This is a genomic window from Pseudomonas koreensis, from assembly GCF_036668835.1.
Lineage (GTDB): Bacteria > Pseudomonadota > Gammaproteobacteria > Pseudomonadales > Pseudomonadaceae > Aquipseudomonas > Aquipseudomonas koreensis_I.
Window position 1 is genome coordinate 45,477 of sequence record NZ_JAZEVW010000013.1, and the last position, 26,896, is coordinate 72,372.

Annotated in this window: 27 protein-coding genes and 1 pseudogene; 11 read left to right on the forward strand and 17 right to left on the reverse strand. The window is 55.3% G+C overall.

Annotated features, from left to right (window positions below):
- Positions 1–16: 16 nt before the first annotated feature.
- Positions 17–649: pseudogene (locus V6F91_RS25480) on the forward strand (site-specific integrase); the annotation flags it as partial.
- A 274-nt stretch (positions 650–923) separates the two neighbouring features.
- Here V6F91_RS25480 and V6F91_RS25485 read toward each other — a convergent pair.
- Positions 924–1,808, reverse strand: coding sequence for an ImmA/IrrE family metallo-endopeptidase (locus V6F91_RS25485; protein WP_332769325.1), 885 nt, complete (start codon positions 1,806–1,808; stop codon positions 924–926).
- Between the two features lie 2 nt (positions 1,809–1,810).
- A complete protein-coding gene (locus V6F91_RS25490; RefSeq protein ID WP_160042032.1) occupies positions 1,811–2,131 on the reverse strand; it encodes a helix-turn-helix domain-containing protein in 321 nt (106 codons plus the stop codon).
- 506 nt (positions 2,132–2,637) lie between these two features.
- Between V6F91_RS25490 and V6F91_RS25495 the strand changes: the two genes are divergently transcribed.
- The 3 genes from V6F91_RS25495 to V6F91_RS25505 all read left to right on the forward strand — a co-directional run bounded on the left by V6F91_RS25495 (position 2,638) and on the right by V6F91_RS25505 (position 5,449).
- Complete coding sequence (locus tag V6F91_RS25495) at positions 2,638–3,723, forward strand: multiubiquitin domain-containing protein (RefSeq protein WP_160042030.1); 1,086 nt, start codon at positions 2,638–2,640, stop codon at positions 3,721–3,723.
- Positions 3,720–5,114, forward strand: a complete 1,395-nt coding sequence (locus V6F91_RS25500) for a ThiF family adenylyltransferase (RefSeq protein WP_332769332.1) — start codon at positions 3,720–3,722, stop codon at positions 5,112–5,114. Before V6F91_RS25495 ends, V6F91_RS25500 begins: the two co-directional genes overlap by 4 nt.
- A 68-nt stretch (positions 5,115–5,182) precedes the next feature.
- Positions 5,183–5,449 carry a DUF6527 family protein gene (locus tag V6F91_RS25505; protein WP_332769377.1) on the forward strand — a complete coding sequence of 89 codons (267 nt, stop codon included), beginning with the start codon at positions 5,183–5,185 and terminating at the stop codon, positions 5,447–5,449.
- Positions 5,450–6,317: 868 nt separating this feature from the next.
- Here V6F91_RS25505 and V6F91_RS25510 read toward each other — a convergent pair.
- Positions 6,318–7,148, reverse strand: a complete 831-nt coding sequence (locus V6F91_RS25510; RefSeq protein ID WP_332769334.1) for a hypothetical protein — start codon at positions 7,146–7,148, stop codon at positions 6,318–6,320.
- Positions 7,149–7,365: 217 nt separating this feature from the next.
- On the opposite strand from V6F91_RS25510, the gene V6F91_RS25515 reads away from it, so the two are divergent.
- A complete protein-coding gene (locus tag V6F91_RS25515) occupies positions 7,366–8,265 on the forward strand; it encodes a hypothetical protein (protein WP_332769336.1) in 900 nt (299 codons plus the stop codon).
- A gap of 444 nt (positions 8,266–8,709) precedes the next feature.
- Positions 8,710–9,297, forward strand: a complete 588-nt coding sequence (locus V6F91_RS25520) for a sce7726 family protein (RefSeq protein WP_160042024.1) — start codon at positions 8,710–8,712, stop codon at positions 9,295–9,297.
- On the opposite strand, the gene V6F91_RS25525 is transcribed toward V6F91_RS25520, so the two are convergent.
- Genes V6F91_RS25525 through V6F91_RS25535 form a run of 3 tightly spaced genes read right to left on the reverse strand, consistent with a single transcriptional unit; the run spans position 9,256 to position 11,822 of the window.
- Positions 9,256–10,326: a beta family protein gene (locus tag V6F91_RS25525; protein ID WP_332769338.1), complete on the reverse strand. Its 1,071-nt coding sequence runs from the start codon at positions 10,324–10,326 to the stop codon at positions 9,256–9,258. The genes V6F91_RS25520 and V6F91_RS25525 overlap by 42 nt on opposite strands.
- Positions 10,319–11,185: an ImmA/IrrE family metallo-endopeptidase gene (locus V6F91_RS25530; protein ID WP_160042020.1), complete on the reverse strand. Its 867-nt coding sequence runs from the start codon at positions 11,183–11,185 to the stop codon at positions 10,319–10,321. The genes V6F91_RS25525 and V6F91_RS25530 overlap by 8 nt, the downstream gene beginning before the upstream one ends.
- Complete coding sequence (locus V6F91_RS25535; protein WP_160042018.1) at positions 11,178–11,822, reverse strand: hypothetical protein; 645 nt, start codon at positions 11,820–11,822, stop codon at positions 11,178–11,180. Before V6F91_RS25535 ends, V6F91_RS25530 begins: the two co-directional genes overlap by 8 nt.
- Positions 11,823–12,264: 442 nt before the next feature.
- Here V6F91_RS25535 and V6F91_RS25540 point away from each other — a divergent pair, with 442 nt between their 5' ends.
- A complete protein-coding gene (locus V6F91_RS25540) occupies positions 12,265–13,071 on the forward strand; it encodes a hypothetical protein (protein ID WP_332769344.1) in 807 nt (268 codons plus the stop codon).
- Positions 13,071–13,820, forward strand: a complete 750-nt coding sequence (locus V6F91_RS25545; protein ID WP_332769346.1) for a hypothetical protein — start codon at positions 13,071–13,073, stop codon at positions 13,818–13,820. The genes V6F91_RS25540 and V6F91_RS25545 overlap by 1 nt, the downstream gene beginning before the upstream one ends.
- Positions 13,821–14,192: 372 nt before the next feature.
- Here V6F91_RS25545 and V6F91_RS25550 read toward each other — a convergent pair whose 3' ends face one another.
- From V6F91_RS25550 to V6F91_RS25580, 7 genes are all read right to left on the reverse strand, one after another.
- Positions 14,193–15,350 carry a glutathionylspermidine synthase family protein gene (locus tag V6F91_RS25550; protein ID WP_332769348.1) on the reverse strand — a complete coding sequence of 386 codons (1,158 nt, stop codon included), beginning with the start codon at positions 15,348–15,350 and terminating at the stop codon, positions 14,193–14,195.
- Between the two features lie 2 nt (positions 15,351–15,352).
- The gene (locus tag V6F91_RS25555; RefSeq protein ID WP_332769350.1) at positions 15,353–16,045 is read right to left on the reverse strand and encodes a DUF1190 domain-containing protein; all 693 of its coding nucleotides are present in this window, start codon (positions 16,043–16,045) and stop codon (positions 15,353–15,355) included.
- A gap of 17 nt (positions 16,046–16,062) precedes the next feature.
- Complete coding sequence (locus V6F91_RS25560; RefSeq protein ID WP_093097853.1) at positions 16,063–16,488, reverse strand: DUF350 domain-containing protein; 426 nt, start codon at positions 16,486–16,488, stop codon at positions 16,063–16,065.
- A gap of 14 nt (positions 16,489–16,502) precedes the next feature.
- A complete protein-coding gene (locus tag V6F91_RS25565; protein WP_332769353.1) occupies positions 16,503–17,153 on the reverse strand; it encodes a DUF2491 family protein in 651 nt (216 codons plus the stop codon).
- A 211-nt stretch (positions 17,154–17,364) separates the two neighbouring features.
- Positions 17,365–18,063: a PspA/IM30 family protein gene (locus tag V6F91_RS25570; RefSeq protein ID WP_090286755.1), complete on the reverse strand. Its 699-nt coding sequence runs from the start codon at positions 18,061–18,063 to the stop codon at positions 17,365–17,367.
- A gap of 17 nt (positions 18,064–18,080) precedes the next feature.
- Positions 18,081–18,749 carry a YjfI family protein gene (locus V6F91_RS25575; RefSeq protein WP_332769356.1) on the reverse strand — a complete coding sequence of 223 codons (669 nt, stop codon included), beginning with the start codon at positions 18,747–18,749 and terminating at the stop codon, positions 18,081–18,083.
- 160 nt (positions 18,750–18,909) lie between these two features.
- Positions 18,910–19,458: a cysteine hydrolase family protein gene (locus tag V6F91_RS25580; protein WP_332769358.1), complete on the reverse strand. Its 549-nt coding sequence runs from the start codon at positions 19,456–19,458 to the stop codon at positions 18,910–18,912.
- A gap of 101 nt (positions 19,459–19,559) precedes the next feature.
- On the opposite strand from V6F91_RS25580, the gene V6F91_RS25585 reads away from it, so the two are divergent.
- The 3 genes from V6F91_RS25585 (at position 19,560) to V6F91_RS25595 (ending at position 22,693) form a co-directional block, all read left to right on the forward strand.
- On the forward strand, positions 19,560–20,540 hold the full coding sequence (locus V6F91_RS25585; RefSeq protein ID WP_332769360.1) for a GlxA family transcriptional regulator: 981 nt from the start codon (positions 19,560–19,562) through the stop codon (positions 20,538–20,540).
- 295 nt (positions 20,541–20,835) lie between these two features.
- Positions 20,836–21,945 carry a DUF3182 family protein gene (locus V6F91_RS25590; RefSeq protein ID WP_332769362.1) on the forward strand — a complete coding sequence of 370 codons (1,110 nt, stop codon included), beginning with the start codon at positions 20,836–20,838 and terminating at the stop codon, positions 21,943–21,945.
- Positions 21,935–22,693, forward strand: coding sequence for an alpha/beta hydrolase family protein (locus V6F91_RS25595; RefSeq protein WP_093097875.1), 759 nt, complete (start codon positions 21,935–21,937; stop codon positions 22,691–22,693). Before V6F91_RS25590 ends, V6F91_RS25595 begins: the two co-directional genes overlap by 11 nt.
- A gap of 63 nt (positions 22,694–22,756) precedes the next feature.
- Here the strand turns inward: V6F91_RS25595 and V6F91_RS25600 are convergent, their stop codons facing one another.
- From V6F91_RS25600 to V6F91_RS25615, 4 genes are read right to left on the reverse strand one after another with little or no spacing between them, the layout of a single operon-like run.
- The gene (locus tag V6F91_RS25600; RefSeq protein WP_332769364.1) at positions 22,757–23,743 is read right to left on the reverse strand and encodes a lysylphosphatidylglycerol synthase domain-containing protein; all 987 of its coding nucleotides are present in this window, start codon (positions 23,741–23,743) and stop codon (positions 22,757–22,759) included.
- On the reverse strand, positions 23,740–25,014 hold the full coding sequence (gene clsB, locus V6F91_RS25605) for a cardiolipin synthase ClsB (RefSeq protein ID WP_332769365.1): 1,275 nt from the start codon (positions 25,012–25,014) through the stop codon (positions 23,740–23,742). The genes V6F91_RS25600 and clsB overlap by 4 nt, the downstream gene beginning before the upstream one ends.
- The gene (locus tag V6F91_RS25610) at positions 25,011–25,808 is read right to left on the reverse strand and encodes an endonuclease/exonuclease/phosphatase family protein (protein ID WP_332769366.1); all 798 of its coding nucleotides are present in this window, start codon (positions 25,806–25,808) and stop codon (positions 25,011–25,013) included. Before V6F91_RS25610 ends, clsB begins: the two co-directional genes overlap by 4 nt.
- The gene (locus V6F91_RS25615; RefSeq protein WP_332769367.1) at positions 25,805–26,731 is read right to left on the reverse strand and encodes a DUF72 domain-containing protein; all 927 of its coding nucleotides are present in this window, start codon (positions 26,729–26,731) and stop codon (positions 25,805–25,807) included. The genes V6F91_RS25610 and V6F91_RS25615 overlap by 4 nt, the downstream gene beginning before the upstream one ends.
- Positions 26,732–26,896 lie beyond the last annotated feature (165 nt).

Sequence of the window (26,896 nt, forward strand, 5' to 3'; positions counted from 1 at the left end):
TCTAAGGTACAAGCAAATGACCGTGAACCCATATGCGGTAAAGCTGATTGTCTTGAACTCTGGGGAGCGTTTGCCTGTGTTGCTTGCACTTGACATCGGTGCCCCCTTATTCGAGCCCTCTGTTTACGTACTCAGCGAGATTCGCGCTACCAACAAAGCGAGCAATACGATTGACCAGGTCTTGAGGTCAATCATGGTATTGCAGCTATTCCTCGACTCGAGTCGGATTGATATTCAGCAGCGAATCCGAGATTGCAGTGTTTTTCGTTTGAGCGAGCTTGACGAGCTTGTCCGGCACTGCAGGCGACCTGTCGCTAATCAATTGAAGTGCAATTCAATTTTCCCTTCCCATCAGTCCGCTCGTAGAGGCGCCCCTGAAAGTGTGCGCCTTTTTCCGCGACAACTTGCATTAACAGAGGTGGCGGGTCATACCGCAGCTAACCGTATTCGGGTCATCCGGGACTATCTTGATTGGCTCGTGCGATACCACATGGCTCGCTATCAACCGGGTGCAACTGAGGGAGCGCGGCTTTGGAACGAGTGGACGTCTTGCAAGGATGCGCTGGGCGCACGACTGCCGCACCATAAAGGGAGAAATACCATCGGGCAGCGGGAAGGGCTTCCGCCCGAGGTGGCGGAAAGACTTCTGATTGAGCTCCCTCGGCTGAATGAGGGCGTGACAAGCACAGCAAATGGCAAGCATCCCTGAGTTGGCCAGCTACACTTTTTTGCATGCACACAGTTATGCGCCTTCTCGGCAGGGAAAGTTTTAATTGGTGTCTGAGTTCAACTGCCAGAGAGCATGGCCGAATTATCTTGATGATGAGGGCGGGGGGCTGTGGCCCTGCGCTGATATCACATTTAGAGCTGCCGAGAGGCTCTTAGGGGCGGGCCGCCCCTGATGGGCGATCGGAAGGCTAGCATTAGCGAAATGTAGGAACTCCCGACAGAGGGGTCAGCAAATCTTCTTCGTCATCCGCTTCGCGATCCCGCGCTGGTAGCGTCAAGATTCCCAGGGTGTAGTTGTAGCCGTCACCCTCCATCACAAATGCGTGCTCTGTGACCTCCAGTCCTTCGGGCTCTTTCGGGAACCAAGCTCGCGCATCAATTCGCGCCTTATTTCCTGATGCTGATCGAATTGAGTGTTTCAGCACCGATACCGCTGGCACTTCGATGAGCTGCTTCGAGGTAGCTAAGTAGGCACCGCTTTTGAATGCCCGATCATTCGAAGATGACCAATCGAGGAACCCATCCTTGGCGGCAAGTACAACTACCCGCCCAGGAGCAATCTCCCGCCACTTGAGGGCTGCAGCGGTGAGAGATACATCATATCGATCCGCACAATGCCTGAGCAAATCTATGGAAAGCTCATGACCGGACACTTGGTTGCGGAAGTCGTCAGCGGGCATGAGGAGATAGGAGGCGAATACGTCTGCCTCTGCTTCAATTTTCTTCCCAAGAGCATCCCAGGTGTGCATGTCCTTGGGGGTGCATTGGAAATCCTGCTGCAGATCGCGATGAAGAATGTAGTGAGCGAACTCATGAGCGATCGTGAAGTTTATCCGCCCCGATGAAGCCACATCTTCGTTGACTCCAATGATCCATTTGTCCTCCCTGGGGCTTTTTTTAAGCATGCCTTCAAAGCTAGGGATAGGTACTGGCTTGATAGCCGAAATAGGTGCTTCAGGGCACACAGCTTTCGAAAACTCGAGCGCAACCTCCCTAACCTTGATCGGAAACTGGTCGAATCCAGCAGTACGTAGAACCTTCGTGATTTTGTTTGCTTCATTCTTCGGGTTCTTTTGCATCGTCAGTCTTCCCACCAATCGTCCACGATTTTTCGAAGGCGCTTCTTGTCACCTTCGTCAAGCGCTTGATATTTCCTAAAGAAAGCGCTGTCGGTTTCCACATCTTGAGAAGTTTCTGTAGCGCTTCCGAGCAGTGTTTCAGGCGCGAGATTCAACGCGAGCGCAATCTTGTTCACCTTGTCCATTGACGGATTAGGTTTGTCTCGGTTCTCGAGCTCCCACAGGTAGCTCTTGCTGGAGTCGGTTAGCTCCGCCAAGCGCTCCAGAGATATGCCGAGCTCTCGCCTCCTGGCGCCGATTTTCATTCCAAGGCTTGATGCCACTGTAAACACCTCCTAAGTCGTTCTTTGAGTGTACCACTCTACCGAACGTAAAAAACCCTGTTGACAGGGTTAATGGATCAGGCGCACAGTGAGGTCGTCGTTCGGTGGCCTGATATGCCAGCGTTCGGTGGGAAGGGATGTAGAGCTTAGCAATATTGTTGGATTGAGCTCTATGTTTAGGCAAGCCGAAGCGTGTAATCGGTCAGCTTGACCGTATGACAATGAGAATAGGCTTAACGCCCGGATGAGCGGAGACGCTACGACGGAAGGGGGAATCAAGGGGGGGAACGAATGGACTAGCGAAGAACGAACCTAACCGATAACCGAGTCGGAGGTGCTGGGAAACGCAACTGCAATTGCGCCCCAGCGAGTGCATGAAGAATGCAAGCACAACTTCAGTATCTTCATGCGCCGTCGGGTAGTCAAGGCTACTCGATGCTCTGACGCACTCATGACGCCCGTCAGGGCACCTGTTCACGCCTGAGAAAAGGCGTGTGGAGATACGTATGAACGAATTTACTCAGAATCATATTTTCATCGCTGGTTTGGATCTCGAATTCAAACCAGTTCCCCTCAACGACGAGACGCCGATCGGTACACAGATTGCCCGTGCAGGAGGGTTTCTCCCCGATCAGATGCCTACGATTCTTCAGGCACTTCCATCCGGGGCTTTCGAAGATGTCCGCCCGGACGAGCTTGTGGATTTGGCTGCAACGTCGCGCCGCTTCATCGTGGTCGAATCCGATCGCTCTTACTTCTTCGCGGTCGATGGTCAGCGTTACGAATGGCCGTGCAAGATCATCAATGGCCACACAGTGCGGAAGCTGGCACAGATTGCTGAGAACATGCGCTTAGTGCAGCAGCTGGAAGAAGAAGCTGATCGTGAAATCGCAGACGCTGACGTTATCAACCTGGGTGAGGAGGGCATTGAGCGCTTTGTCATCCGTAAGGCAATCTGGAAGCTCAAGATCCAAGGTCGTACCTTGGAGTTCGACAAGCCACAGATCAGTGTTCGTGAAGCTGCTTTGCGCGCTGGGCTGGATGTCTCACAGCATTGGAAGATTACCCTCACGGCTGCAGGGCATCATTCCGAACTGACTAGCATGGACGCGATTGTTGACCTCAGCACTCCGGGCATTGAGAAGCTGCGGTTCACTCCTAAGGATGTTGGGAATGGTGAAGTCGCAACAGCGGCCCGTCGTGTTTTCAACTTGCTGCCAGCTGACACGGTGTACCTTGACCAGCTTGGCTTGCGTTGGGAAACCTGCATCGGCACAGATGGTCTGCGTTATTTGGTGATCCACGACTATGAACTGCCGACGGGCTACAACCACCAATATGTCCAGCTGGCAATTCAAGTCCTGGCAGGTTACCCGGTCGAGCCGTTGGACAGCTTCTACTTGTACCCCCATGTGTCGCTGGCCACAGGTGTGCTCCCTCCCAACGTGCAACTGACGGCTCAGATCGATGGTTTGGGCTTCCAGGGGTGGTCACGTCACCGGACAACTGTCCCGTGGAATCCGCATGCCGATAACATCATTTCGCAACTGGCTCTGGTCGAAGGCTGCCTTCACAAGGAGGTTGGTCAATGAAAACTGGGGCGACGCTCGTAATGACCGAAGCCCTGCACTCCGTCCTCCGGGAACATCTGTTCCCGGGGGACGGTTTGGAAGCAGCGGCCATCCTCATCTGCACGCGACACGAAGGTGAACGCACCAAGTTGCTCGCTAAATCTGTGATCCCGGTATCCCATGGAGCGTGCGTCAGGGAGAAGGATTTTCTGAATTGGCCTGGCGAGTACCTTGAACTTGCTATAGCGCAGAGTGAGGAAACTCAATCTTCAATCATGCTCGTCCATTCTCACCCAGGCGGCTTCTTGGGCTTTTCAGAACTGGATGATGAAAGCGATCAAATCACCATGCGATCGCTGTACGCTGGAGTGGAGGTCATCCATGGCTCAGGTGTCATGATCCCAGACGGCAGGGTGGTGGCTCGTACGTACGATGATTCGCAACGCCCTACCAATGTACGGCTGGTCTCAGTAATCGGTGACGACATACGGTTATATTTCGACGGAGTCGAAGGCCATGCAGTCCTGGACGATAGATCTGGAGCGCCGATGGCATTCACTTCTGAAATGACTCAGGCGTTGGCGAAGCTGAGTGTGGCCGTCATCGGGGTCTCTGGCACGGGCTCAGTTGTGGCCGAGCAAGTTACCCGTTTGGGCTTTGGCGAGATCATCTTGATTGACCATGATCGCGTTGAGGAGCGCAATCTCAACCGGATACTCAACAGCACCCTGGAGGATGCGGCCTCCTCGGTATTCAAGGTGGAGATGTTCGCGAGCTCCGTCGAACGTGTGCGGGGTAAAGGAGTGGCCCGCCCGATTGCAAAATCGATTGGGACTCGTGAGGCAGTATTAGCGGCCGCTGATGCGGACATTCTCTTCTGCTGTGTGGACACGCGATACGCCAGGATGATCGCTGATCGAATCGCTAGCCGTTTTCTCATCCCGCTCCTTGATGTTGGCGTGCTCATTCCTACGATGAAAGATGAGTTGGGAGTGATGATCGCAGGAGTTTATGGCCGCATAGATTACGTGCAGCCTGGTGGATCATCTCTCTCTGATCGTGAGGTCTACACCGGTGAATCGCTTCGCGCCGAGAGTCTTCTGGCTGCGAATCCTGACGCCTATCAGCAGCAGCTTCAGCATGGGTACATTCGAGGGTTCCATGAGGAAGCTCCCGCTGTGATTTCCCTGAACATGCTCGCGGCATCTTCATGCGTGATGGAGTTTTTGGCCAGAGCATTTCCAATGCGTGAAGAGCCAAACTGCAACTACGCGCGAACCTTGATTAAGTTCAGAGAAGCGGAGCAGGAGTTCACCGCTGAAAATGACTTTCCGAAGACCTCAGATCCAGGGCTTGCGCTTGGCGCCGCTGAGCCGCTGCTCGGGATCGCTGACTTGGCAGGTGGTGTGTGATGCTCAAAGCCGTAAAAAGAACTCTGTATCGCTGGGTCGACGGCCTGCTGCCCGCTAGGAAATTACAGATGGTTCAGGGCGATGTCCTGCCTAGCCGGTTGCCTTTTCGCACCCTAACTCTAGTTCAGGATGGCTCGGAGGATTGGTGCGTTGGGTTCAGATGTCCATGCGGTTGTGGTCGGACGATAGAGCTATCACTGCCGCAAGATGTGACGCCAAGGTGGACATGCAGTACCGATTTCTTAGGACGGCCAACGCTGCACCCATCAGTGTGGCTAAAAAATGGCTGTAAGTCGCATTTTTGGCTGCGAGAGGGCAGGGTCATCTGGGTGTGAAGGCGATGCGGATCACTGGCACTTGGGTCAGTGTTTCGCATATCCGGAGAGGAGGGCTATGGGACGGTGCACCCTGCTCCGTCCTGTTCTGACCCGCGCTGCTGTCTGTTTTTGCGGTTTTATCCTGCCCCCTATGCGTGTCATTGACCTCTGGCGCCGAAATGTGACTTGGCCGGACGGTGACCTGGTGGCAAAAGTCCTTGCAGATACTCAATGTTCACAAGCAGATGTTGATTTCATGTGTCACCGAGGGGCGTGCAGATGATGGTTATCTGCCATTGGAGATAGAGGAAATCATTTCAAGAATTTTGCATCGTAATCAACGACCAGATCCTCTACGTTCATGCCAGAGAATTTGAAGAACGCACCAAAAGTACACCCATCGATATTTCCATGTTCATCGATGAGCATGGGCATAGGTAGCCCTTCTTTCGTATCAAAGCGTCCGATGCATTCGCCACTAACCTGGTGAGGACAGCCATTGTGTACCCCATACTAATCCACATTCAAGGCTGTTAGTGTTGCGTGCGAATGAAGATGGGTTGCCGAGCAATTGATCCATGAACGCTTGGGAGTGGAGCTCGCCTATCAATTCGGTAACGACAGCGCCGTCAAGGGTTGATTGAGCTTGGTACCGCCCTTCGACCAATACTGCGGGTATGCGGAACTCATTAAATAGCATCTCGAGCTCTGCAGTGTTTTGTATCGGGTTCACCGATATCCAGGGCTGCTGAACCCTCTGCTCCATTGCCCTCTTCATGATGTGCTGCATTGGGGATAATCCAGGGGACTGCTCGAGATCCAAGAGCGCTTGAAGCCGTTCTGCCAGAATTTGGCTGAGACCTATGAAATTACATGCGTGCAGCAGCTAATCATAGATTGCTAGGTAGCTTTTACTCCAATCGCTGTTCATTTCGGCGGCGATTTCCGGCGCAGCAGCTAGTGCCTTGGTAAGCAGATAAAATCGCCACGAAGGGTTAGATGCTTGCCATTCATGAGCTGTGGTTGGACTCACGGGTTTCCAGCTGATCTGCAGTGATAGATCGCAGATGACTGGGAAAAGACTCCTGGTGTTCTGCCCGCACTCCGTAATGAACCAGTCGTAAGCAGCAGTGTAGACGTCAGATATCCCTTCTCTGACCCAAGCGGCGGCTTCAGAAAATGAGAGCAGATTTTCCGCGAAGGAACGTTCTAGAAAAAACGCGTGACCTTCCAAAATATCCTTCGTGCAGAGCTCCCGCTGGCCGTTCGCTGATTCAATTACAGGATTGATTTGCCATGGCTCTTTGATGAGTACCAGCTTGAGAGCATCTACAGTCTTGATGCCAGGGATGCTAACGAAACGAGCTTGGCTGAGCTTATTCTGCTCTGCAAAGACCTGTCCAAGAAACTGGGCGTACTGGTGGATGTCCGGTCGGGTGTTGCAGTTAGACAAGGGGATTCTTGGTGCACCCATGGCTTGGCGCAGCTTTTCCCACATCCTGTGAGTGAATCCCGTGGCTTGTCGATAGCTGCTCCACTGGATGTGTCCATAGCCAGTGAATAGCGTTTGGAAGTAGTGGACGTGTTCATGAAAATACGTGAGCACGCTGCCGTTCGTGGCAGTGTCCCCAGCAAATTTCTCTGCTTTGTCGAATAGTCTGATTTCCATACGTGGGGTGAAGAACGTGCCCAGCGTCGCATTCAAATAAGAGTCCATCGTGTTCCTGTATTCGGCGGAGGGAAATAGGAGATGACATCCAAAAAAACTATTGGTTGACGTTAATCCTAGGCTACTTCAGAAGACGTCTAGCTCGAGGAGTGGCTAGCATTGGGGTTTTGACCAACCAGAGTATTTGAGGCCCGCCTTGGAGCGTGATGTTGCGCCAGATCGGTCGCTCAAATTATCAAAAACACAAGAATGCAGGAAAGAATGTATGCGTAGTTTTCAGGGAGCGGTGCTGTTTGTAGATATGCTCGGATTCAGCGCCCTTACTCGAGGGAGGCTCAAGCTGACAGAGTCAGAATACATGCCATGGAAAATTAAGCCCGGAGGAACTTTTCCACATCAACTGCTTGCTGCGCAGATTTTGTTGGCCTTTCGAAAGGCATTGATGCGAACAGGTCGACGGTTTAAGGCGGTCAAGCTGGCGCAACTATCTGATTGTGCATTTCTTTGGTCAGAAGATGTATGCGCAGTAACGGATGCGGGACGCTTCTTGATGCATGAAGCAATTGAGGCAGGTTTGCTATGTCGCGGAGGTCTTGCATTTGGAGATGTCCACGAGCCTAACAAAATCGATCATTCTATTGGTGCGTTCATTGTTGGCGATGCTGTAACACGGGCTGCTACCTACGAGACGATGGGCAAAGGGATGCGGATTTTCACAGATTCAGACACCGCTTCTGAGATCCTTTTCAAACGCCCTCACGAGTCTTTTCAGGCGCTCATCAATCCTCTAGTGGGTGAAACTGTGGACGAATGGCTTTGGTACTCGCCAGAGCCAATACTGGAGCTTTCGCGGGATAGCTTGACGTTACGGCCTGCGATAGAAAAGCTGGTGTCATGCCATACCATGCTTCGCTATTCGCCGCGTTTTGCGTGGAATGCAGCATCCCCTGAAGGTTGTCGGCAGTTGGCATGCTCGATTGTTGCCGTCTCGGATGCCATGCAAAAACTCTCGCAAGGCTATGGGGAGTATGAATTTACGGTCGAGCATCTTTCGAGTGCAATGCAAACCCGTAAGGAATCGATACGTGAGAGGGTGCATAAACAGTTTTCCGAGGAGCTTTTAGGATTAGCAATGTATCGAGATCGCAAGAAAACGCGTGGGTGATGCGACCATAACCCTGATCTTCATTCAGGTCTCTATGGAGGGTAGGCAGACGCGTGGCGGGCTTGCTTGGCCAGTTGGGCGAGTACCTGTAAGCGGGGCGCGGATGTAAGCCCGCAACGGCCAAGACCAGCGCTTGCGCGTGGGCTTGGTTTGCGACGGCCGTCCCCGGTTGGGGGCGCGCCCAAAACCATGGCCTCCGTGTAATGAGTAACCAAGTGATCCCAGGCCACCGTGCACGACCTAGAGATCCACTCATTTGGATAAGTCCTTTATCCAGGCGACACTGCTAGAGCGTCGTGCGAGCCGCATGGTGTCGCCAGTCGCCAGTCGCCAGTCGCCAGTCGCCAGTCGCCAGTCGCAATGGGCAATACCGAGCCTGATCACACTCCCAACCGAGGGGCTCATAGGCTAAAATCTTGCGTTTGCATCCGCCTGGAGCTCAGAGTGCTGAGAGATAAAGAAATTCGAAGCGCTTTAGTTGACCATCTGATGAAGCGGTCGCCAAGACCTGCTCGGGTGCTCGAAGAGCTCACCATAGATAATGGTAATGCTATTGCTGATGTGGTTGCGTGCTACCGCCAAATGCATTGCTACGAGATAAAAGGCGAAACTGACAACGTTCGACGCGTTTTATTGCAATCGGAATTTTACTCTCGGTCGTTCCCTAAGTTGACCTTAGTAACTACTGAAAATCATATTAGATTTGCGATGGAGAGAATTCCAACCTACTGGGGGGTGATTCTCGCCGCACCTGGAAAAGACCGAACAACCTTACGCTATCTACGCAAAGCGGGTAGCAACCCCATGTTCTCTAAGAAAGATGCACTTCTTATGCTTTGGAAGGCAGAACTGACAGCCCTGGCAACTGCACATCCAAGGGTCATTTTCAAAAAGTCGTTCAACCGAGATACAATTGCAGAGCAGATCAGTTTTCAGCTGAGCCGCGACGACGCCTTGGCAGGCATCCAAAGCGCCCTCGTGGAAAGGCGTTCAAATATTATTGACAACGAATGTGATGTGAGCAGCCGTTGAGCATTTGATCCACGTACCAGGGTTGCCCGTCTTGGGCGCTCGTACCGCAGCCTTGAAGCTACGGTCATGTATGTATTGCTCCCCATACGAGTCCCCTGGAAGCCTGAAGAACGCCTGCCTAACAATGTTATCCGAGATATCAAAGTATTGGCTGTATTTGTGAGTTTTGAACCGCCTTCCCCGAACAATGAAGAATTTTTCGTGGTAGGTATAAAACACCTTAGGGGCCGCCATGCCGCTTATCAGCTCTGGTTCGATATCCAGATCAGAATATTCCGGACTAATTATTCCATAATCTCCAAACAAAACCTTGTCGAATTCAGGGGTTGAATTAAGAGCTCGCCAGAGTTTGTACTCCTCACGATCAATATGAGCTTCAGCGTTGGTTTTGACCAATCCCGCAATTGAGGCCGGAACGACTGAACCACTCACGACAGCAGCAGTCACCTGAAAATCTTTTTGGAACCCAGCCAGGAACTTTTCTACTTTTTTCTTGGCGTGAATAGGGTCATCGATGATGCGCAAATCAATTAGCAAAATCACTGACTGAGGTTTGGCAGCGGACAAGTCAACCCACAGGGCCTGCAGGTTACTTTTCGTAAGGTTATAGCTATCAATGTCCACCATCTGCAGCCGAATCCCAGCCTCAGAACCTGGCCGTGACTTAATGAAATCGAGGGCTGCAACGTTATGATCAGCATGGCGATCAAAAGCGAGAACAGGCATGATTGGGTAATGCGAAAGCTTATTCAGGATAGTGCGATATTGGGGAACACCGCCCAAATCGATGCTGTCATCGACATCAAAATTGTCGACAAAAAACTTGTAGGCTATCGTTTCCTTCTGCGTGGCCTTGAGAGTCTTATCCGCAATTCTAAGGCGTTCAAGAATCTCCGCCTCAGTCATTACTTTCTGAGAGCGAGGAATGTCGTACATTGGTGCGATCTGATTACGAATCGCATCATCGAGCGCTCCTACGCCTTGAATTTCGTTCTGCTTGAACTTCAGAAATGGAACATACTTAATCATTGGCGAACCCGAAAGCACGTTTAACGTCCATGCTGTGATGTAGCTCAGGGTAAAGTTTATAGTTTCTGGACTGATGGCGAATCATACCCGCCATAATAGCCGGGTGAATTTCTGCTTTACCACAGAGATCCAGTAACTGTCTTTTTTCAGCTCTAACATTCCAAGCCATCCGCCAATGCTGCCTGGAGATCAGGCTGTCTTTAGCAATGATGTTTGCCTCGACCTCCCGATCAGAGTCGGCATCCTCTTCCAGGTCATCCAGGATAGGGCTATCTAGGTAGTCATAGTGCTTATGAACATGGGCCAATTCATGCATAAGCGTGAACCAGAAGTTGTCATAGCGATTGTATCGAATCGCTATTCCCACAACCGGTGTACCTCCCGAGAGTTTGAACGTACAACCGTCCATCTTCATAGACTTGAAACCAGGCTCCACCACCAAGAGAACCCCATAAGTGCTGGCTAAGTGATCGATAAGAGTGGTGATGCGGTCAGGTTCCATACTGATAAGCGCGATTTCACGAAGCTGCTCTAAGCTCAAACCTTGGAACCGAGGGATGACTCGGCTCAATACGGCGATCTTAGATTTCTCGCTGATCAGCGACAACCAAGCTTGGATCTTGGTTTCTTCAGCGGAGTCATTCTTTCGATAGAGCACGGCATTACTGCTGGTCGCGTTGAGCGCAAGCCGGATGATGAAGTCTTCATACACTTCACCAGGTCGTGCATGCGTTTTAGCATCGGCTGGCTTCAACGCTTGCCTCAGACTTGCGAGTGCTGCGGTGAAGTCCTCCGCAGCGGCCCGCGAGGATGGGTAGACCTCGAAATCTTCTGGGATGCCATTTGGGACATCAGACATGATGCGCCTCCCCAGCTAATTTCCCAGCAACGTGAGCGGGAGCCTCAAAGTAGCGAAGGTTTTCCTTGTCGGCGTCCGCTTCGTACTCAACCAAACCGAGGAATCGGTAGTAGCCTTCGGCTGTCGGAAGCGAATGCAGACAGAACCCCGGTCGGTAGCCTAGGGTATTCATTGCAAATCGCGCAGCGTGGGCTATCAGGATCCGGCTGACACTCCCAAACTGCTTCACATAATTCGGACGATCTCGATTCCAGTACGCTGATGCAACGTAATCGACATAGAAAATTCGTTCACCATCCATCCGGCTTTCCTTCGGATGGTAGATCACACACGTCGCTTGGATGCGTCCTTGGGCACTGAGGAAAAACCAGTGGTACTCGTCAGTGTTTAAAACCATGGCTTTGTCGAGCCACCGCCATCCGATATCCGACAGGCCATAGATCGGTAGCTGCTGAAAGAGTAAATCCCGGTCGGCAGCAGCTGCAGGGACGTCAGCCAGGAGCTGCCGCACGACCTTGGTTTTCTCGGCCTCCCACTGCTCCTGTAACTGGAGCACATAGGTGGGAACCGGCCCCTGGTTAATTTGATAGGGTATCTGCTGCCCGGTATGGCGGCAGAGAAGAGTTGGCTTAGCCATTGAAGCGCATACCGCTGATGGCTTGAAAGTCGGCTGATGCAAAAGGCGTCATCGTGGAAATCCCTGTCCGATTGATGGCCAGATGATGACACCGTTCGGGTGGGCCTTCAATGGCACTCATTTTGACGCCAAATGGCCGTGTCCGCTGCCTTACAAAATTCGTTATAGGGTGGTTTTGTCAGTCCATGTGAGTCGCCCCCTGGTTTCGTAGACACCTCTTTGTCTTAAACTGAGGCCAATGCGGACGGCTTTGATAGCCCAGCTTAGTACCGTAAGGGCAATTAGGTTGGTGATTGTATTCATCCTAGCCCTTGTCACTCATGGCTTCAGTCGACGCGCATGGTGGTAGAGCGGTATATAAGGAAACTTGATCAGTTGCTCTCATTTCGGACGGTACCTCTGCTAGCAGACAGAATGATAGATTATAACAAAGGATACAGGGATGAATTATCTACAAGACATAAAGTGTTGGTCTGATGAAAAGTGGCGTGAATTTGGTCTGGAGTTTCTTCAGCAGGCTGGATGGGATCGTGATTGGATATCTGATTTTGATGTGTTCAGCATTGAAGGAAAGAGATTTTTAGTAAGTTTACGGCACAACATTAATGGTGGTCCTATCGGCACTAGCATCGAAAAGGATCTAATTTCGCGTATGCGGCGTGCCAATGCAGATGGGTTTATTGGTTTTTATTCCGGGGAGTTTACGACTAGCCTACAGGCGCGCCTCAAAACTTTGAGTAGTCATGTGGAATTAATTGGTGGTGTGCAGGTGTCAGTGCTTCTTCCATATTTTAGCTCTCATTTTATCGATAAGTTTTTTGGTGGTAGAGAGGATGGTTGGAAGTGGAGTTGGAATTACTATTTGAATAAAGAAAATAAGGCGGAATATAAGCCGCTTTTTTGTATGTGTGGATGCGGTAAAGATATATTGGAAGGCCCTCTTACAATAGGGTGGTCGGCAGCTTTTGTTCATCTCTCGAAAGATAAGCTGTACTTTATATACGGTTTAAAGCGCTGCATATTTAAAGTTTGCGAGGATAATACTCCATGTGGCTGGGTGGAAGTTAATCAGATGTTGCATCCTGATCAGTTCAATATCTGGAATGGTCAGCTTAAGGACTACTTGCGTGAAAATCCAAATATTGATTTGAGCGAATACCACAGTCATAAACGACTTTTTGTTTCAAGAATTTTACAGCGCATGCGGTCTATCAATGCTGGCTTCTTTCTTGCGGTTGAGGAGTTTTGATGAATATCTTCGATCAGCTTAGTTCGCACCAATGGGAATATTTCGCGAGCTACTATTTAGGTAGTCAAGGCTACACAGTGCTAGAGCCTCCTTCAGTGGGGCCGGATCAAGGAAAAGATTTGATTGCTCAATTAGATAATGTCACGTATCTAGTTAGTTGTAAGCATTTTTCCAGATCTCAGCGCCCGGTTTATGCTGGAGATGAGTGTTCAATCCTCGACAGATTGATACAGCACGGAGCTCAGAAATTTATTGGGTTCTATTCAACATGTGGAAGCGTGTCTCTTTCTGAAAGTTTAGAGGCGGATGGGGTTGAGTATGTGATTTTTGATGGCTTATCTATTTTTGAAAACATGATGGATGTGTCTTTTTCTGTACATCAAAGTTTGTTTCGAGAAATAAGAGTTGTCAGGGCTAAAACTTTCGGTCAGGAATACCGTCCATTGTTATGTCAGTGCGGCTGTGGTAGTGATATTCTAGGTAGTGCCTTAAGCTCTAGTGTTTATTTAGCGCTAGGAGAAAAAGGGGTGAATGTTGAGTGGCGCCTCGACAATCATATTGATTGTTCGCATAATTTGATTGTGACTATCTCGGATGTGGAAAACTGTTTTTCGCTCAATAGCTTAAACAAAATTATAGATGAGCATGAGCGAATTTTGGAAAGCGCCTCTGAAGTTTCTCCGTTATTTGATGAGATGTACACTACATTTCTTGAGGTTGTTCATCAAATGATCTATCCGGTCGACTAATCTTCTGATCGGCAGTGTAGGTCCTCCTGCAAGACTTGTTCGTGTAGTGCGCGGAGTACCGGCAATGTAGGTAACTAGCGGAGTGTCGTGATGAGTCAGGAAAATGTAAACAACACACCCTTAGATCCTGGTTATGTTTACAATTTTTTTGAAGCTGGCACGTGTTAGATTTATATTGCATTGATCTAAAAAGAGAATTTTTCTGTTGACGTTTTTTTGGTAAGCAGAACCGTTCTGATTTGCCGCTGCATCCGCTGTAAATGAAAAGGCCCGTCGCATTGCGCGACGGGCCTTTTTCGTGTCCGGAATCTGCGGTAACCCTCAATCCTATGTGGGAGCGAGCCTGCTCGCTCCTACATGGGGAATGGTGTTTTAGTCGAGGATCAGGTGAGGCAAGAAGCGGCTCGAATCCTTGGTGATCAGGCTGTTGTCCTCACGCACCCCAATCCCCGCCGCCTCATCACCAATCACCCACGAGCCGATCAGCGTGTAGCTGTCGCCAAACTTCGGCAACGGCGCAAACTCCTGCAGGATAAATGGCGCATCGGTGTAGGGCCCGTCCTCTTTGACGATCATCCCTTCGGCGGTTTGCAGCTCGATGTTGGCGCCTTCGCGGGAAAAGTACGGCTTGCGCACCCAGCCTTTCGGCACTGCGCTATGCGGATTCGGATCGAGATGCGCCGCCAGCAGATTCGGATGGCCTTTGTGCATCTCCCACAACAAGGGCAACACGCCTTTGTTGGATAGAATTGCCTTCCACGCCGGCTCGAAAAACTGCGTGTCGCATTCAGCAATCGCTGCGCCGAACGGTTCGTGGAAGATGAATTCCCAGGCATGCAGCTTGAACAGGTGGGGAATCCAGCGATCCTCGAGGTCGACAAAGCGACCCTCGGCCGTCAGGCCAATGTCTTCGATATCGATGTGCCGCGACTCGATGCCGACCTTTTCCGCGATCAGCCGCAGGTAATCGGTGGTGCCCTTGTCTTCGACCGAATCTTTCATCGAGGCGAAATAGAACGGACGCTTGAGCTGTAGTTCGGCGAAGGCCTGATGCAGCTTGGTGTCGATGCTGTTGAACTGGTCGGCATGGCGCGGCAGCGTGCCGCGCTCGATGCACTGTTCCAGCCAGCCCCACTGAAATGCTGCGGCTTCGTAGAGGCTGGTCGGCGTGTCGTAATTGAGTTCGAGCAGTTTAGCCGGGCCGTTACCGCTGTAGGAAAAGTCCATGCGCCCGTACAGATGCGGATGACCTTCCAGCCAGGAGGTGCGGATCAGGTCGTAGTACGAGGGCGGAATGCTCAGGCGATCCAGCAGTTCTTCGCTGTGCACAACGCGGTCGACCAGATCCATGCACATCTCGTGCAGTTCGGTGGTCGGGTCCTCGAGATCGTTTTCGATCTGCGCCAGAGTGAACTGGTAATACGCGCTTTCGTCCCAGTACGGCTCGTCGTCGATGGTATGGAACATAAAGCCGAGACTTTCGGCGGTGCGCTTCCAGTCGGGCCGCTCGGCGCAGGCAATCTTCTTCATGATCAGCTGCTCGAGCGCCCGGAACTGCTGCCCCAACCACCCCAGCCGCTGCGGGCACTGGACTGGCTGCCGAAGCCGCCACGGGAGGTCGAAGAGGCAACGTTGACCGGTTTGCTCTTGCTGCTTTCGTAATCGGGCTGGCTGCGCGCCGTCGTTTCGGCTCGGCGATATTGCGTCGAGGTGTTGTAGGTCTGGCGGCTGTCGCGATCGCGATAGACCGTGCGATTAGCGTTGTTGCTCATGGCGTTGCCGATCAACCAACCGGTCAACCAGCCATTACCGCCGCCACCACCACCGGAAGAGTGCGAAGTACTTTGCGCATTCTGTGCGGTGCTGTCACCGGCAGGCATCTGCGCATTGGCGATGGCATCGAGGTTCTGTTCGGCTTCACCGTTTTGCGGGACCTTGAAGCCGCCCAGTTTCGGCACGAAGCGGCCGTCGGAATTTTTCTGGCACCAGTCAGCGGCGAAATCCGCATCGCACTTGGCCTTGTTGTCGTACGCCGGCGCGATGCGGCGGTGTTCGGTCAATGCCGCGACGTAGGCGTTGGAACAGACATCGGCGGCCACTTCGGCATCGACGCATTGCTCGACGCTGGTGAAGTTGCGCGGTTGATCGGCGGCGCTCGCCTGGCCGGAAATGGCCATGGCCACCGAGGCGGCGAGGGACAACTGAACGTATGTGCTGCGTTTCATCGAAGGCTTCCTGCCGATCAGTTGGACGGGGTCATGCACGCGGCATTGAGCATGCCGACGCTGATCGCCACCGCAGCGACATAGATACCGGCGGCAACTTCGCCATTGGCGATGCGCTGAGAGGTGCCTTTGAGCACCAGCCCTGTCGCGACGAACGCCAGCAATTGCACGACCGCGGCAATGACCGCCCAGAGAATGAAGTCGAGCACGTTGACCGAATAGGCGATCACGTTGCTGGCCGGGATGGCGAAACCGATGATCGCGCCGGACAGTGCGATAGCGGCGGCGGTATTGCCGGCGCGGATCAGCTCGAATTCCTTGTGCGCAGTGATGCGCGTATAGACGAATTGAAACAGCATGAACAGCAGCACGGCGCCAATCAAGTAGACGACGAAACCGACCAGCGCGGTCTTGTTCAGGGAAACGGCCAACACTTCCAGCATGAAAAACTTCCTTTTTAAATGGCGCTCAAATCAGTCGTGTACAGCGAGATGCCCAGCGAAGTGCTCAGGCTGACGGTGCCTTCTTCGTCCTGTTCGACGGAGAACAGCAGCAATTCGCGGCGATCGGTCAAGCCGGTGTCGCGCGCGTAGAGCATCGAATGGTGGTTGATGGTGTAGCTTTCGTCCGGGTTGACCACGTGTTCGGTCATCGGTACCAGCTCGGTCTGGCCCTGTTCGGTGCCCCATTCGCGGGTGTAGGCGACGCCTTCGTGGGTGTAGTTCGGCAAACCGATCTGGCTGTTCGGGCCGGCCAGACGCTGCAGTTCGGCATCACTGTTGACGGTCACGTAACTGAGGTAATTGAACAGCGTGACGGATTCGATCTGGTCTTCACCGGTGACATGAATCTGCACCCAGAAATCTTCGTCGTTCATGTAATAGCGGTGCAGTTTGTTGGATTGGCCGAGGTCGACCCAGCCCGCGCTCCAGACTGCCTGATCAAAGGGCACCCGTACCGAAGTCGAGCCCTCGAGCAGCAAGGCCAGAGTCGTGTCGAAACGCACGCCTTTGCCCTGCGCCATACCGAGCGGGCCGCTAGCCACGTTTGCAGTTGGCGCAGCCGTCTGCCAGTTGCTGGTGCCCAGCAAATCTTTAAACCATCCCATGGGTACGTTCCTTGAAGCGGGTGGACGTGTTCGTTGGCGAAAAAGTGGCGCTAGTGTACCGGGCGCAACGGTGAAGCAGCAGCGGCAATTACATCGGTAAATCGTGTGGGAGCGAGCCTGCTCGCGAAGAGGGCGTGTCAGTGAGCATTGAAGCCGACTGACACGACGCTTTCGCGAGCAGGCTCGCTCCCACAAGTTTGATGCGCAGGCCTTATTGAGCGGACTTCTGCTTCAGGCGCTCAAGAATGGCATTGGCGCTGCCTTCGTTCGGCGTGATGCCGGCGTCGCGCAGTTTGCGTTCCAGATCGTTGCCGGTCGAAGCGTCGGCCAGTTCGTCGGCAGCGCTCAGTTCAGCGGCGCGTTGCTGCTGCTTGGCTTGCAGACGGTTCAGGGTGCCGACGGCGGTTTCCAGCTTGCCGTTGGCGCCACCGCTGGCGATGGAAGCGCTGACCTGCGCTTTTTGCACGCTGTCACGAGCCTTGGCCATGTCCACTTGCTGGCGCAGGCTCTTGATCCGCGACTCGGCCTTGCTGATGTCCTTGCGCATGTTGTCGGCGTAGGCGCCGAATTCATCGCTAAGCTTCTTCTCGGCGTTCAGGTCATTGGTCAGGGTCGAGATCGCTTCGGCGACTTCCAGCGCCAGGTCTTCACGACCGGCGTTCAGCGCCGAGACAGCCTTGGCTTCGAGGTCCTTGATCTTGGCGTCGTACTCGCTGACGCGGTCGGCGGCCAGTTTGTGCTTGGCCATGATGGTGACCAGTTCGCGACGGGCATTGGACAGCGCGGTGTCAGCGTCGCGGATTTCCTGGTCGAGGATGCGCAGGGCCTGCTGGTCGGCGATGGCTTCGCCGACTTCATTGGCGCCGCCGCGCAGTGCGGTGAACAACTTGCTCCAGATGGACTGAGTCATTGGATATTCCCTGTTGATTACTTGAAGAAGTGTTCGAAGGCTTCGCTGGCGCGCTGCACGTTGTCGACCAGGGTTTTCACCTCGGTGACGATGTTGGTCAGGCTCGAATCGGCGCTGAGGGCGCCAAACATGTTGTAAACGGTCTGCCCGTTGGGCATCGACTCGATGCCGATCGACGACAGCGGGAACATTTCCCGGCTGCGCAGCACGGCGTCGTTGAAGGCCTGGACGTTGCTGATCGAATCGATGTCCACCAGCACGGTATCGACGATGATCTGCTGGCCGGCCAGGGCGATGTGAATCGGCAGACCGCCGAATTCGTTCATTTCCAGCTTGATGCTCGGCTCGGAGCTCTGGATCAGCGACAGCGTGATTTCTTGCGAAGCCACCTCGTCCAGAGCCTTGAGGGCGTTGAAGAGGCTATCGATGGTCCAGTTGTTGCCTGCGCTCATGTAATTCTCCGACATGAATGAGCCAGCCAGAATCGGTTGGCGTAGCTGTTGCTCCATTTGCTTGAGCAAGCTTCGGTTTTCCGGAAGCACCCAAGTTTCGTGTTTCACATAACCAGCAGCGGCCAGGCCCGCGCGCATCTGCTTCATATAAAAGCTCGACGGCTTTTTTGCGGACGCTTTCGCACGCTCTCCCTTGGGACTTTCTGACGTCGAGGTGGGGGAACGGCTTTTCATGGCAGGACTCGGTTATGAATGCTCACGCGTGAGCCACACTACAACCAATTCAAAGTGCCATCAATGGCTCACGCGTGAGATTTTCATGACAGGCAAGAAAAGGCCCGCAGCGCGGCGGGCCCTTTCTTCACGAAGCAGTTTTACTGAATATTGCTCAACCCTACGCAGCGAGGAATTGCTCAGTCGACACCACGCTGGCGTAAGCGAAACCCAGCGCCGACATGAACGCGGCGTGCACCTGCGCGGCCGGTACGGTCAGGCCGTTGAACTCCAGGTCGCGGCTGGCGCAAGCGTCGTGAATCACCGTGACGCTGTAACCCATGTCTGCTGCTGCGCGAGTGATGCCATCGACGCACATGTGGCTCATGCTGCCGACCACCACCAGGTCGGTGATGCCTTTTTCGTCGAGGACCGATTTCAGCTCGGTTTCGCGGAACGAGTTGACGAAGTGCTTGAGCACCACCGGTTCGTCGGCACGGTTGAGCACTTTCGGATGCAACTTGGCGCCGTCTGAACCCGGGGTGAAAAACGGCGCGTCAACCGACGTGAATTCGTGGCGAATGTGCACCACCGAATCGCCCGCCTGGCGGAAGGCTCCGATCAGTCGGGCTGCATTGTCGGCAGCGGCGTCGGCACCGGCCAGCGGCCACTTGCCTTGAGGGAAGTAGTCATTCTGGATATCGACTACGATGAGCGCTTGCTTGGCCATGGGTGTGTCCTCGATGTATTGGCTGGAAGTGACTCCAGTATTGGCGCTGTCCAGCGATTCGAGGATTGGCCGCACCGACAATAGACAGGGGAAAACTGACAATGGGCGCAGAAAACGCCGCCATCGCTGAACTCGGTGTGCTGATTTATCCCGGCGCGCAGATGGCGGCCGTGCATGGGCTGACTGACCTGTTTGCGGTGGCCAACCGAATTGCCCTGGAACAGCAGACCGCAAAATTGCCAATGCTGCGGGTCAGCCATTGGCAGGCCGAAGGTGATCTGCCGCCGACGCGGATCTACGCCAGTCTCGCGGGTGATGAAGCCACTTTGCAGGCCGTGCTGATTCCGCCGTCGATCAGTGGTTTTTCGGCGGCGCAAATGCCGACTCGGCTGATGCAATGGTTACGGGATCAGCACGCAAGCGGGGCAACGCTGGGCGGCGTCTGTGTGGGTTCGCTGATGCTCGCCGAAAGCGGCTTGCTCGATGGCCGCTGCGCCACGGTGCACTGGACCGCGGCGCAGGGCTTCAGTGAACGCTACCCGAAGATCCAGCTCAAGGCCGACACGCCGATTGTCGATGATGGTGATCTGATCACCACGGCCGGGCTGATGGCCTGGTCGGAGCTGGGCCTGCGCCTGGTCAACCGCTTGCTCGGCCCGAGCATCGCCACTCGCACCGCGCATTTTCTGGTGATGGAGCACAGCGACAGCGCCAGCGCCTGCGGCAGCAACTTCGCGCCGATTCTCAGCCATGGCGACGCGGCGATTCTCAAGGTCCAGCACTGGCTGCAAAGCACCGGCGCGACGGATGTTTCGTTAGCTGCAATGGCTGAGCGCGCAGTGTTGGAGGAGCGCACGTTTTTGCGCCGGTTTCGTGCCGCGACCGGGTTGAAGCCGACTGAGTATTGCCAACATTTGCGGGTGGGCAAGGCGCGGGAGATGTTGGAGTTCAGCAACGGCACGATCGATCACATTGCGTGGACGGTGGGCTATCAGGACCCCGGCGCGTTTCGGGCGATTTTCAAGAAGATTACCGGGCTGACGCCGAGTGATTATCGGGCGCGGTTTGGGTTGTCCCGTTAGTCAAACCAACGACCATCCAATGTAGGAGTGAGCCTGCTCGCGATGGCGGTGGGTCATTCAATACGGTTGCGACTGATAAATCGCTATCGCGAGCAGGCTCACTCCTACGGGTGCAGTGCGATATTGGAGATCGTGCAATTTGCCGGGATTTTTTGCGCTGTCGTGCAGTTTGAAACAGGCGCGGTGCCAGTACTTTTCTCTTAAGTAATTGATTTTTAGAAGCTTTGCCGCGTGTAGCGATTGGCCTGATCTCTGCACCTCTCAACTGGAAACCATTGAACCAGAAGGGGAACGCATGACCCCGACACCGCGCAAGAAAATTGTTGTCGCTCATTCGGTGCGTCCCGACGCGCCGCAACACGAAGTCCAGACCAACAAAGCCCTGGCGCGCTGGCTGGCGCAGATTCTCGGGTGCAAATTCGGCGGCAGTTACGATGCGGAGAAACACCGCGGCCGCGACCTGTATCTATTACCCACGCAAACCATCGTCGGCGTCGCCCACGCCGAGGAACTGGGCATCAACGGCCCGGACGATCTGTGGGGCGGCTACGTCGAACATGATTTCATCTGCACCAAAGCCATCAGCCATGGTTTACGCAGCCACTTGGCCCACGCGCCGCCGGGCTGGTCACCACTGTTTTCCGAGCGGGTGCGTAATGTCGTGCTCGACGGCCTCAGCGTATTCGCCCTGGAAGATGCACGGCCGGCCGCCGAGCATCTGCTGTATGCCGGGCCGATCCGCATCAAACCGATTCATGCCTGCGCCGGTCGCGGCCAGGAAGTGATCAAAAGCCTCGACGCCTTCGATGAAATCCTCGCCCGGCCCGACGCCCAAAAGCTGTTCAGCGAAGGCGTGGTCCTGGAGCAGGACTTGAGCAAAGTCGTGACCCACAGCGTCGGCCAGTCGTTCATCGGCGGCAAGGTGCTGAGTTACTGCGGCGATCAATACCTGACCGAGGATGGTCAGGGCGAAGAGGTCTACGGCGGCTCCAATCTGCTGGTGGTACAGGGCGGTTATGAAGCGTTGCTGGCGCTGGATCTGCCTGACGACGTGCGTCTGGCCATCGAACAGGCCCAAGTGTTCGACAGCGCCGCTGATGAAGCCTACCCGCGCTTCTTTGCCTCACGGCGCAATTACGACATTGCCCAAGGCCTCGACAGTAGTGGCAACCCGCGCAGTGGTGTGCTTGAGCAATCCTGGCGCATGGGCGGTGCGAGCAGTGCTGAAGTCGCGGCGCTGCAGAGTTTCGTCAACGATCCGGGGATGCGTGCGATCCGCGTCTCTTCGGTGGAAACCTACATCGATCAGGCGCTGCCGGCGGACGCCATCGAGGTCTATCGCGGCCCCGCCGAGAACAGCGAATTTCTCCTCAAATATGTAACGGTCAAATCCTATGACGGCTAGAAGCGAAAGCATTCAAATCGACATTGATGATGAACAGATGAGCGGGACTTTTCTCAGTCCCAAATCGAAAGTGCCCGGCGTGCTGTTCGTGCACGGTTGGGGCGGCAGTCAGGAGCGTGATCTTGAACGCGCCAAGGGCATCGCCGGTCTGGGGTGCGTGTGCCTGACGTTCGATTTGCGCGGGCATACCGGCGGCACCGGTATTCCGCTGAGCCGCGTGACGCGTGAAGACAATCTGCGCGACTTGCTCGCCGCCTACGATCGCTTGCTGGCGCATCCGGCACTGGACACCTCGGCGATCGCCGTGGTCGGCACTAGCTACGGCGGTTACCTGGCCTCGATCCTCACTTCGTTGCGTCCGGTGCGCTGGTTGGCGCTGCGGGTGCCGGCGCTATACCGCGACGAGCAATGGCACACGCCCAAGCGCGACTTGGACAAGGCAGACCTGCGTGACTATCGCGGCACGCTGGTGCGCGCGGACAGCAACCGCGCCTTGCATGCCTGTTCGCAATTCACCGGGGACGTGTTGCTGGTGGAATCTGAAACCGATGACTTCGTCCCGCACGCGACGATCATGAGTTATCGCGCGGCGTGTCAGCAGACCCATTCATTGACGCACCGGATCATCGACGGCGCCGATCACGCGCTGAGCGATCCGGTGTCGCAGCAGGCGTATACCTCGATTCTGGTGGACTGGATTACCGAGATGGTGGTCGGGGAGCGGTTGAGCATTATCCAGTCCAGGTGATGTGCTGGGTTTTCTGGCCTCTTCGCGAGCAGGCTCGCGAAGGGTCCATCAGCTTCACCAATCTCAGGAAGGCTTCTTCTCGATCCGCAACGCCTTGGCCTTCGCCTCCACCACCAGATACATCACCAGCGTAATCAGCAACGGCAGCAGAAAATAGATCGCCCGATACGCCAGCAATCCCGCCACCAGACTGCCGCGCGAGACCTCGTGTTGCAGCAGCGCGACAAACACCGCCTCAAGCACGCCAAGTCCGGCCGGGATATGCGTGATAACCCCGGCAATCGCGCTGATCAGCAGCACGCCCAGCACCAACGGATAATCGAGCTTGCTCGGCAGCAGGGTGAAAATTACCGCCGCCATCAGCGACCAGTTCAACGCGCCGAGCAACAGTTGCAAGACCGCCATGCGCAGCGACGGCAGGTTGATTTCGACGTTGCGAATCGACCATTCACGGCGTTTGGAAAAGCGGCACGCGGCCAGATAACCAGCGCTCACCAGCAACAGCAAAACGCCAATGCCCTGCAACGCGGTGCTGCTGATTTTCCAGCCCGGTGGCATGCTCACCAGGCCGCTGGTGAAGACCACGCCGGCGATGGTCATGTAGCCGAACCAGTTAGTCGCCAGGCTCAGGCCGAGAATCTTGGCGATGTTGCTTTTGCTCACTCCCAGTCGTGAATACAGGCGATAGCGCATGGCGATGCCGCCGACCCAAGCGCTGAGATTGAGGTTGAACGCGTAACTGATGATCCCCACCGGCAGGATCTGTTTCCAGGTCAGATCCTGACGAATGTAGGTGCGGCCGATCAGGTCGAAACTGGCGTACACCAGAAAACTCAGCAGGGTCAGGCTGGCGGCGATGATCAGCGTGCGCACCTTGAAGTCGGCGAGGGTCTGCAGGACCTCGGCCCATTCGATGCGCATGGCGAACATGGTCAGCAAGACGATCAGGGCGAGAAAGAACAGCAGCGTCAGCGGACGCTTCCAGCGGCTCCATTTCGAATGTTGTGCCGGCGCCGAGTGGTCGGCCGAATGCGTTTCGGAATGGCTCATGTCAGGTTCCCTCGAAATGGCTTGAGCCTTGGTTTATGTGCCGGCAGCCAGCCGGCCATGGCCGGGAAGTGCCGCAGGAAGTGGAACACCAGAAAACCCACGGTCATGTGCCAGATGCGCCCGCGCGGCAGCTTCGCCGGGTCCATGGCTTTGCAGTGGTTGCGGCTGAGGTCTTCGAGGCGTTCGAACAGTTGCTGGTTGAACGCGCGGTCGCGGATCAGCACGTTGGCTTCAAGGTTCAGCGACAGGCTCAGCGGATCGAGATTGCTCGAACCGACGGTGCTCCACTCTTCGTCCATCAGCGCGACTTTGCCGTGCAGCGGGCGCTGGCAATATTCGTGAATCTGCACACCGGCCTTGAGCAGATAATCGTAGGTCATGCGCGCGGCGATCTTGGCCACCAGCATGTCCGGCTGACCTTGCAGAATCAGCCGTACCTCAACCCCTCGGCGCGCGGCATTACGGATCTCGCGCAGCAGGCGATAACCGGGGAAGAAATAGGCATTGGCGATCACCACCCGGCGTTTGGCGTGGCGCAGCGCCTGCAAATACACGTCTTCGATGTCGGTGTGGTGCTGGTCATTATCGCGAAACACCAGGCGCACCTGGCCGTCGTGGTCGTTGAAAGCCATTTCGGCGCGGCGCTGGCGCCGGCGCTGCCACCAGAATTTCGCCCGTCCCGGACGACCGCTTTGCAGCAGGGCGAAGTGGTGAATATCGGCGACGGCCGGGCCCTGGATTTCCACCGAGTAGTCCTGCTTTGCTTCCGGGCCGAAATCGGCCAGGTGATCGCCGGAGAAGTTGATCCCGCCAATGAACGCGATCGTGCCGTCGACCACCACGATCTTTCGGTGCAGACGGCGAAACCAGTTGGTGCGAATGCCCAGATGTTTGGGCGCCGGGTCGAAGATCTGCAAATGCACGCCGGCGTCGCTGAGTGCAGTGAGGTAGCCGGTGCTCAGCTCGCCACAGCCAAAGCCGTCAAGGCTCACCGTGGTGCGCACGCCACGCCGCGCGGCGTCAATGAGGATTTCCTGAAGCTCGGCGCCGACCTTGTCTTCAAAAACAATAAACGTCTCAAGGAGAATTTCACTTTTCGCCGCGCGCATCGCTTCGAACACCCGCGGGAAATATTCTTCGCCGTTCTCCAGCAATTCGATGCGGTTACCGCCGTGCCAGCGGTACTCCACATCGACGTGGCCGGGCTCGCGGACCGGCGGGGTGATGGTCATCGGCTCCACGGCGGATTTCTCCAGTGGCGAGCTGCTCATAGTTGGATCTCCACCGACAACGGGACATGATCGGAAAGGTGTGACCAGGGCCGGTTCGCGAGGACTTTCGGCTGGCTGGCCTTGAGGTTGCGCACGTAGATGCGGTCCAGGCGCAGGGTTGGCAGGCGCGCCGGAAAGCTGCGTGCCGGTTTGCCCTGATGTTCGGCGAACACTTCGCGCAAGCCGCACGGCTGGAGCTGCGCATCGGCGCGCTGGCGCCAGTCATTAAAATCGCCGGCGACGATCACCGGCGCGTCCTGCGGCAACTCGGCCAGGCGCTGCATCAGCAGATCCAGTTGCGCGTTGCGATGGCTCTCGCGCAAGCCCAGATGCACGCAGATCGCATGCACCTCGGCGCCGTCGCCGGGCAAGCGCAGCACGCAATGCAACAGGCCGCGGTTCTCGTGGCCGCTGATCGACACGTCGAGATTGTCGTGACGGATGATCTGGAATTTCGACAGCAGCGCGTTGCCGTGGTCGCCATCCGGGTACACTGCATTACGCCCGTAGGCAAACTGCGGCCAGAGGCTGTCGGCGAGAAATTCGTACTGCGGCATCGTCGGCCAATTGTCGAAGCGCTTGTGGTGATGTTCGTGAGTGCCGTGGACTTCCTGCAAAAACACCACATCGGCGGCGACGCTGCGCACCGCTTCGCGCAGCTCCGGCAGGATGAAACGCCGGTTGAGCGCGGTGAAACCCTTGTGCGTGTTGACCGTCAGCACGGTGAAGGTGCGTACCGAAGGCGCGCTTACCGAGCCCTCATCGGTGAAGCCGACCGGTTCTGGAATACTCATGCCAACACTCCTTCGCCAGCGGGATCGCCGGGGACGGTGGCAAGGTCTTTATCCAGATCGAAACGTTGCAACAGGTTGCGTGCGTCGTAGGGTGCGCGGACCTTGATGTCGTTGTCGAAATAGCAGAACACTTCACGAGATTTGCGCGCGCGCGGTTTCAGGCGCGGGGCGATCAACTGCGCATCCTTCGGTTGCCCACCATGGTGCCAGGCATCGATGCGCTCGGCCCAGCGTTCAAGGGCCTCGGCGCTGTAGCCGCTGGCATAGAGTTCTTCGGCACCGTGCAGACGCAGGTAGACAAAATCGCTGGTGACGTCTTCGCGGTACGGCCATTTATTCGCGGTGTCGGCGATCACCAGGGCGGTGTTATGGCGCTTGAGCAAGCGTACAAATTCGGGATCGATAAAGCTGTCGTTGCGGATTTCTACCGCATGGCGCAGCGGTTTTTTGCGCCAGGCTTTGACGCTGACCGGGCCACGCAGGTGCTCATCATGCTGGCGGGCAAGTGCGGCGGCGGCTTCGGTGTCACGCGGCAATTGCGCGAGGAAGTGTTCGAAGCGCTCAGGCTCGAACTTGAAATTGGGTGGGAACTGCCAGAGGATCGGCCCGAGCTTTTCCTTGAGTTCCAGCACTCCCGAAGCAAAGAAATTCGCCAGCGGTTTTTCGATTTCGCGCAAGCGCCGCACATGAGTGATGAAGCGTGGCGCCTTGACGCTGAACACGAAGTTTTCCGGAGTTTCGGCGTACCACTGGGCGTAGCGTTCCGGCCGTTGCAGGGCGTAGAACGATCCATTGATTTCGATGCTGTTGACGGCGCGCGAGGCGAATTGCAATTCGCGCTTCTGCGCCAGCCCCTTCGGGTAGAAGTCCCCGCGCCACGGGGCGTAGCGCCAGCCTGAAATACCGATGTGAATCGCCGCCATCCCATCCTCCCGTAGAAAGTCCTCGTGTTGCCGGTGTTCTGTGATGACTGCGGCGGGGGCGGGAAAGTTTCGGCGGTGTTACCGGCGGTCGCCTGAGGGGGCAAAGATCAAGAGCTTACCCCCTCACCCCAACCCTCTCCCCCAAGGGGGCGAGGGGGAAAGGGA

Excerpts from the sequence above, each read along its gene's own strand:
- V6F91_RS25485 (WP_332769325.1), bottom strand. The coding sequence starts at position 1,808 with ATGCAAAAGAACCCGAAGAATGAAGCAAACAAAATCACGAAGGTTCTA.
- V6F91_RS25495 (WP_160042030.1), top strand. The coding sequence starts at position 2,638 with ATGAACGAATTTACTCAGAATCATATTTTCATCGCTGGTTTGGATCTC.
- V6F91_RS25500 (WP_332769332.1), top strand. The coding sequence starts at position 3,720 with ATGAAAACTGGGGCGACGCTCGTAATGACCGAAGCCCTGCACTCCGTC.
- V6F91_RS25505 (WP_332769377.1), top strand. The coding sequence starts at position 5,183 with ATGGTTCAGGGCGATGTCCTGCCTAGCCGGTTGCCTTTTCGCACCCTA.
- V6F91_RS25510 (WP_332769334.1), bottom strand. The coding sequence starts at position 7,148 with ATGGACTCTTATTTGAATGCGACGCTGGGCACGTTCTTCACCCCACGT.
- V6F91_RS25515 (WP_332769336.1), top strand. The coding sequence starts at position 7,366 with ATGCGTAGTTTTCAGGGAGCGGTGCTGTTTGTAGATATGCTCGGATTC.
- V6F91_RS25525 (WP_332769338.1), bottom strand. The coding sequence starts at position 10,326 with ATGATTAAGTATGTTCCATTTCTGAAGTTCAAGCAGAACGAAATTCAA.
- V6F91_RS25530 (WP_160042020.1), bottom strand. The coding sequence starts at position 11,185 with ATGTCTGATGTCCCAAATGGCATCCCAGAAGATTTCGAGGTCTACCCA.
- V6F91_RS25535 (WP_160042018.1), bottom strand. The coding sequence starts at position 11,822 with ATGGCTAAGCCAACTCTTCTCTGCCGCCATACCGGGCAGCAGATACCC.
- V6F91_RS25540 (WP_332769344.1), top strand. The coding sequence starts at position 12,265 with ATGAATTATCTACAAGACATAAAGTGTTGGTCTGATGAAAAGTGGCGT.
- V6F91_RS25545 (WP_332769346.1), top strand. The coding sequence starts at position 13,071 with ATGAATATCTTCGATCAGCTTAGTTCGCACCAATGGGAATATTTCGCG.
- V6F91_RS25550 (WP_332769348.1), bottom strand. The coding sequence starts at position 15,350 with ATGAAGAAGATTGCCTGCGCCGAGCGGCCCGACTGGAAGCGCACCGCC.
- V6F91_RS25555 (WP_332769350.1), bottom strand. The coding sequence starts at position 16,045 with ATGAAACGCAGCACATACGTTCAGTTGTCCCTCGCCGCCTCGGTGGCC.
- V6F91_RS25560 (WP_093097853.1), bottom strand. The coding sequence starts at position 16,488 with ATGCTGGAAGTGTTGGCCGTTTCCCTGAACAAGACCGCGCTGGTCGGT.
- V6F91_RS25565 (WP_332769353.1), bottom strand. The coding sequence starts at position 17,153 with ATGGGATGGTTTAAAGATTTGCTGGGCACCAGCAACTGGCAGACGGCT.
- V6F91_RS25570 (WP_090286755.1), bottom strand. The coding sequence starts at position 18,063 with ATGACTCAGTCCATCTGGAGCAAGTTGTTCACCGCACTGCGCGGCGGC.
- V6F91_RS25575 (WP_332769356.1), bottom strand. The coding sequence starts at position 18,749 with ATGAAAAGCCGTTCCCCCACCTCGACGTCAGAAAGTCCCAAGGGAGAG.
- V6F91_RS25580 (WP_332769358.1), bottom strand. The coding sequence starts at position 19,458 with ATGGCCAAGCAAGCGCTCATCGTAGTCGATATCCAGAATGACTACTTC.
- V6F91_RS25585 (WP_332769360.1), top strand. The coding sequence starts at position 19,560 with ATGGGCGCAGAAAACGCCGCCATCGCTGAACTCGGTGTGCTGATTTAT.
- V6F91_RS25590 (WP_332769362.1), top strand. The coding sequence starts at position 20,836 with ATGACCCCGACACCGCGCAAGAAAATTGTTGTCGCTCATTCGGTGCGT.
- V6F91_RS25595 (WP_093097875.1), top strand. The coding sequence starts at position 21,935 with ATGACGGCTAGAAGCGAAAGCATTCAAATCGACATTGATGATGAACAG.
- V6F91_RS25600 (WP_332769364.1), bottom strand. The coding sequence starts at position 23,743 with ATGAGCCATTCCGAAACGCATTCGGCCGACCACTCGGCGCCGGCACAA.
- clsB (WP_332769365.1), bottom strand. The coding sequence starts at position 25,014 with ATGAGCAGCTCGCCACTGGAGAAATCCGCCGTGGAGCCGATGACCATC.
- V6F91_RS25610 (WP_332769366.1), bottom strand. The coding sequence starts at position 25,808 with ATGAGTATTCCAGAACCGGTCGGCTTCACCGATGAGGGCTCGGTAAGC.
- V6F91_RS25615 (WP_332769367.1), bottom strand. The coding sequence starts at position 26,731 with ATGGCGGCGATTCACATCGGTATTTCAGGCTGGCGCTACGCCCCGTGG.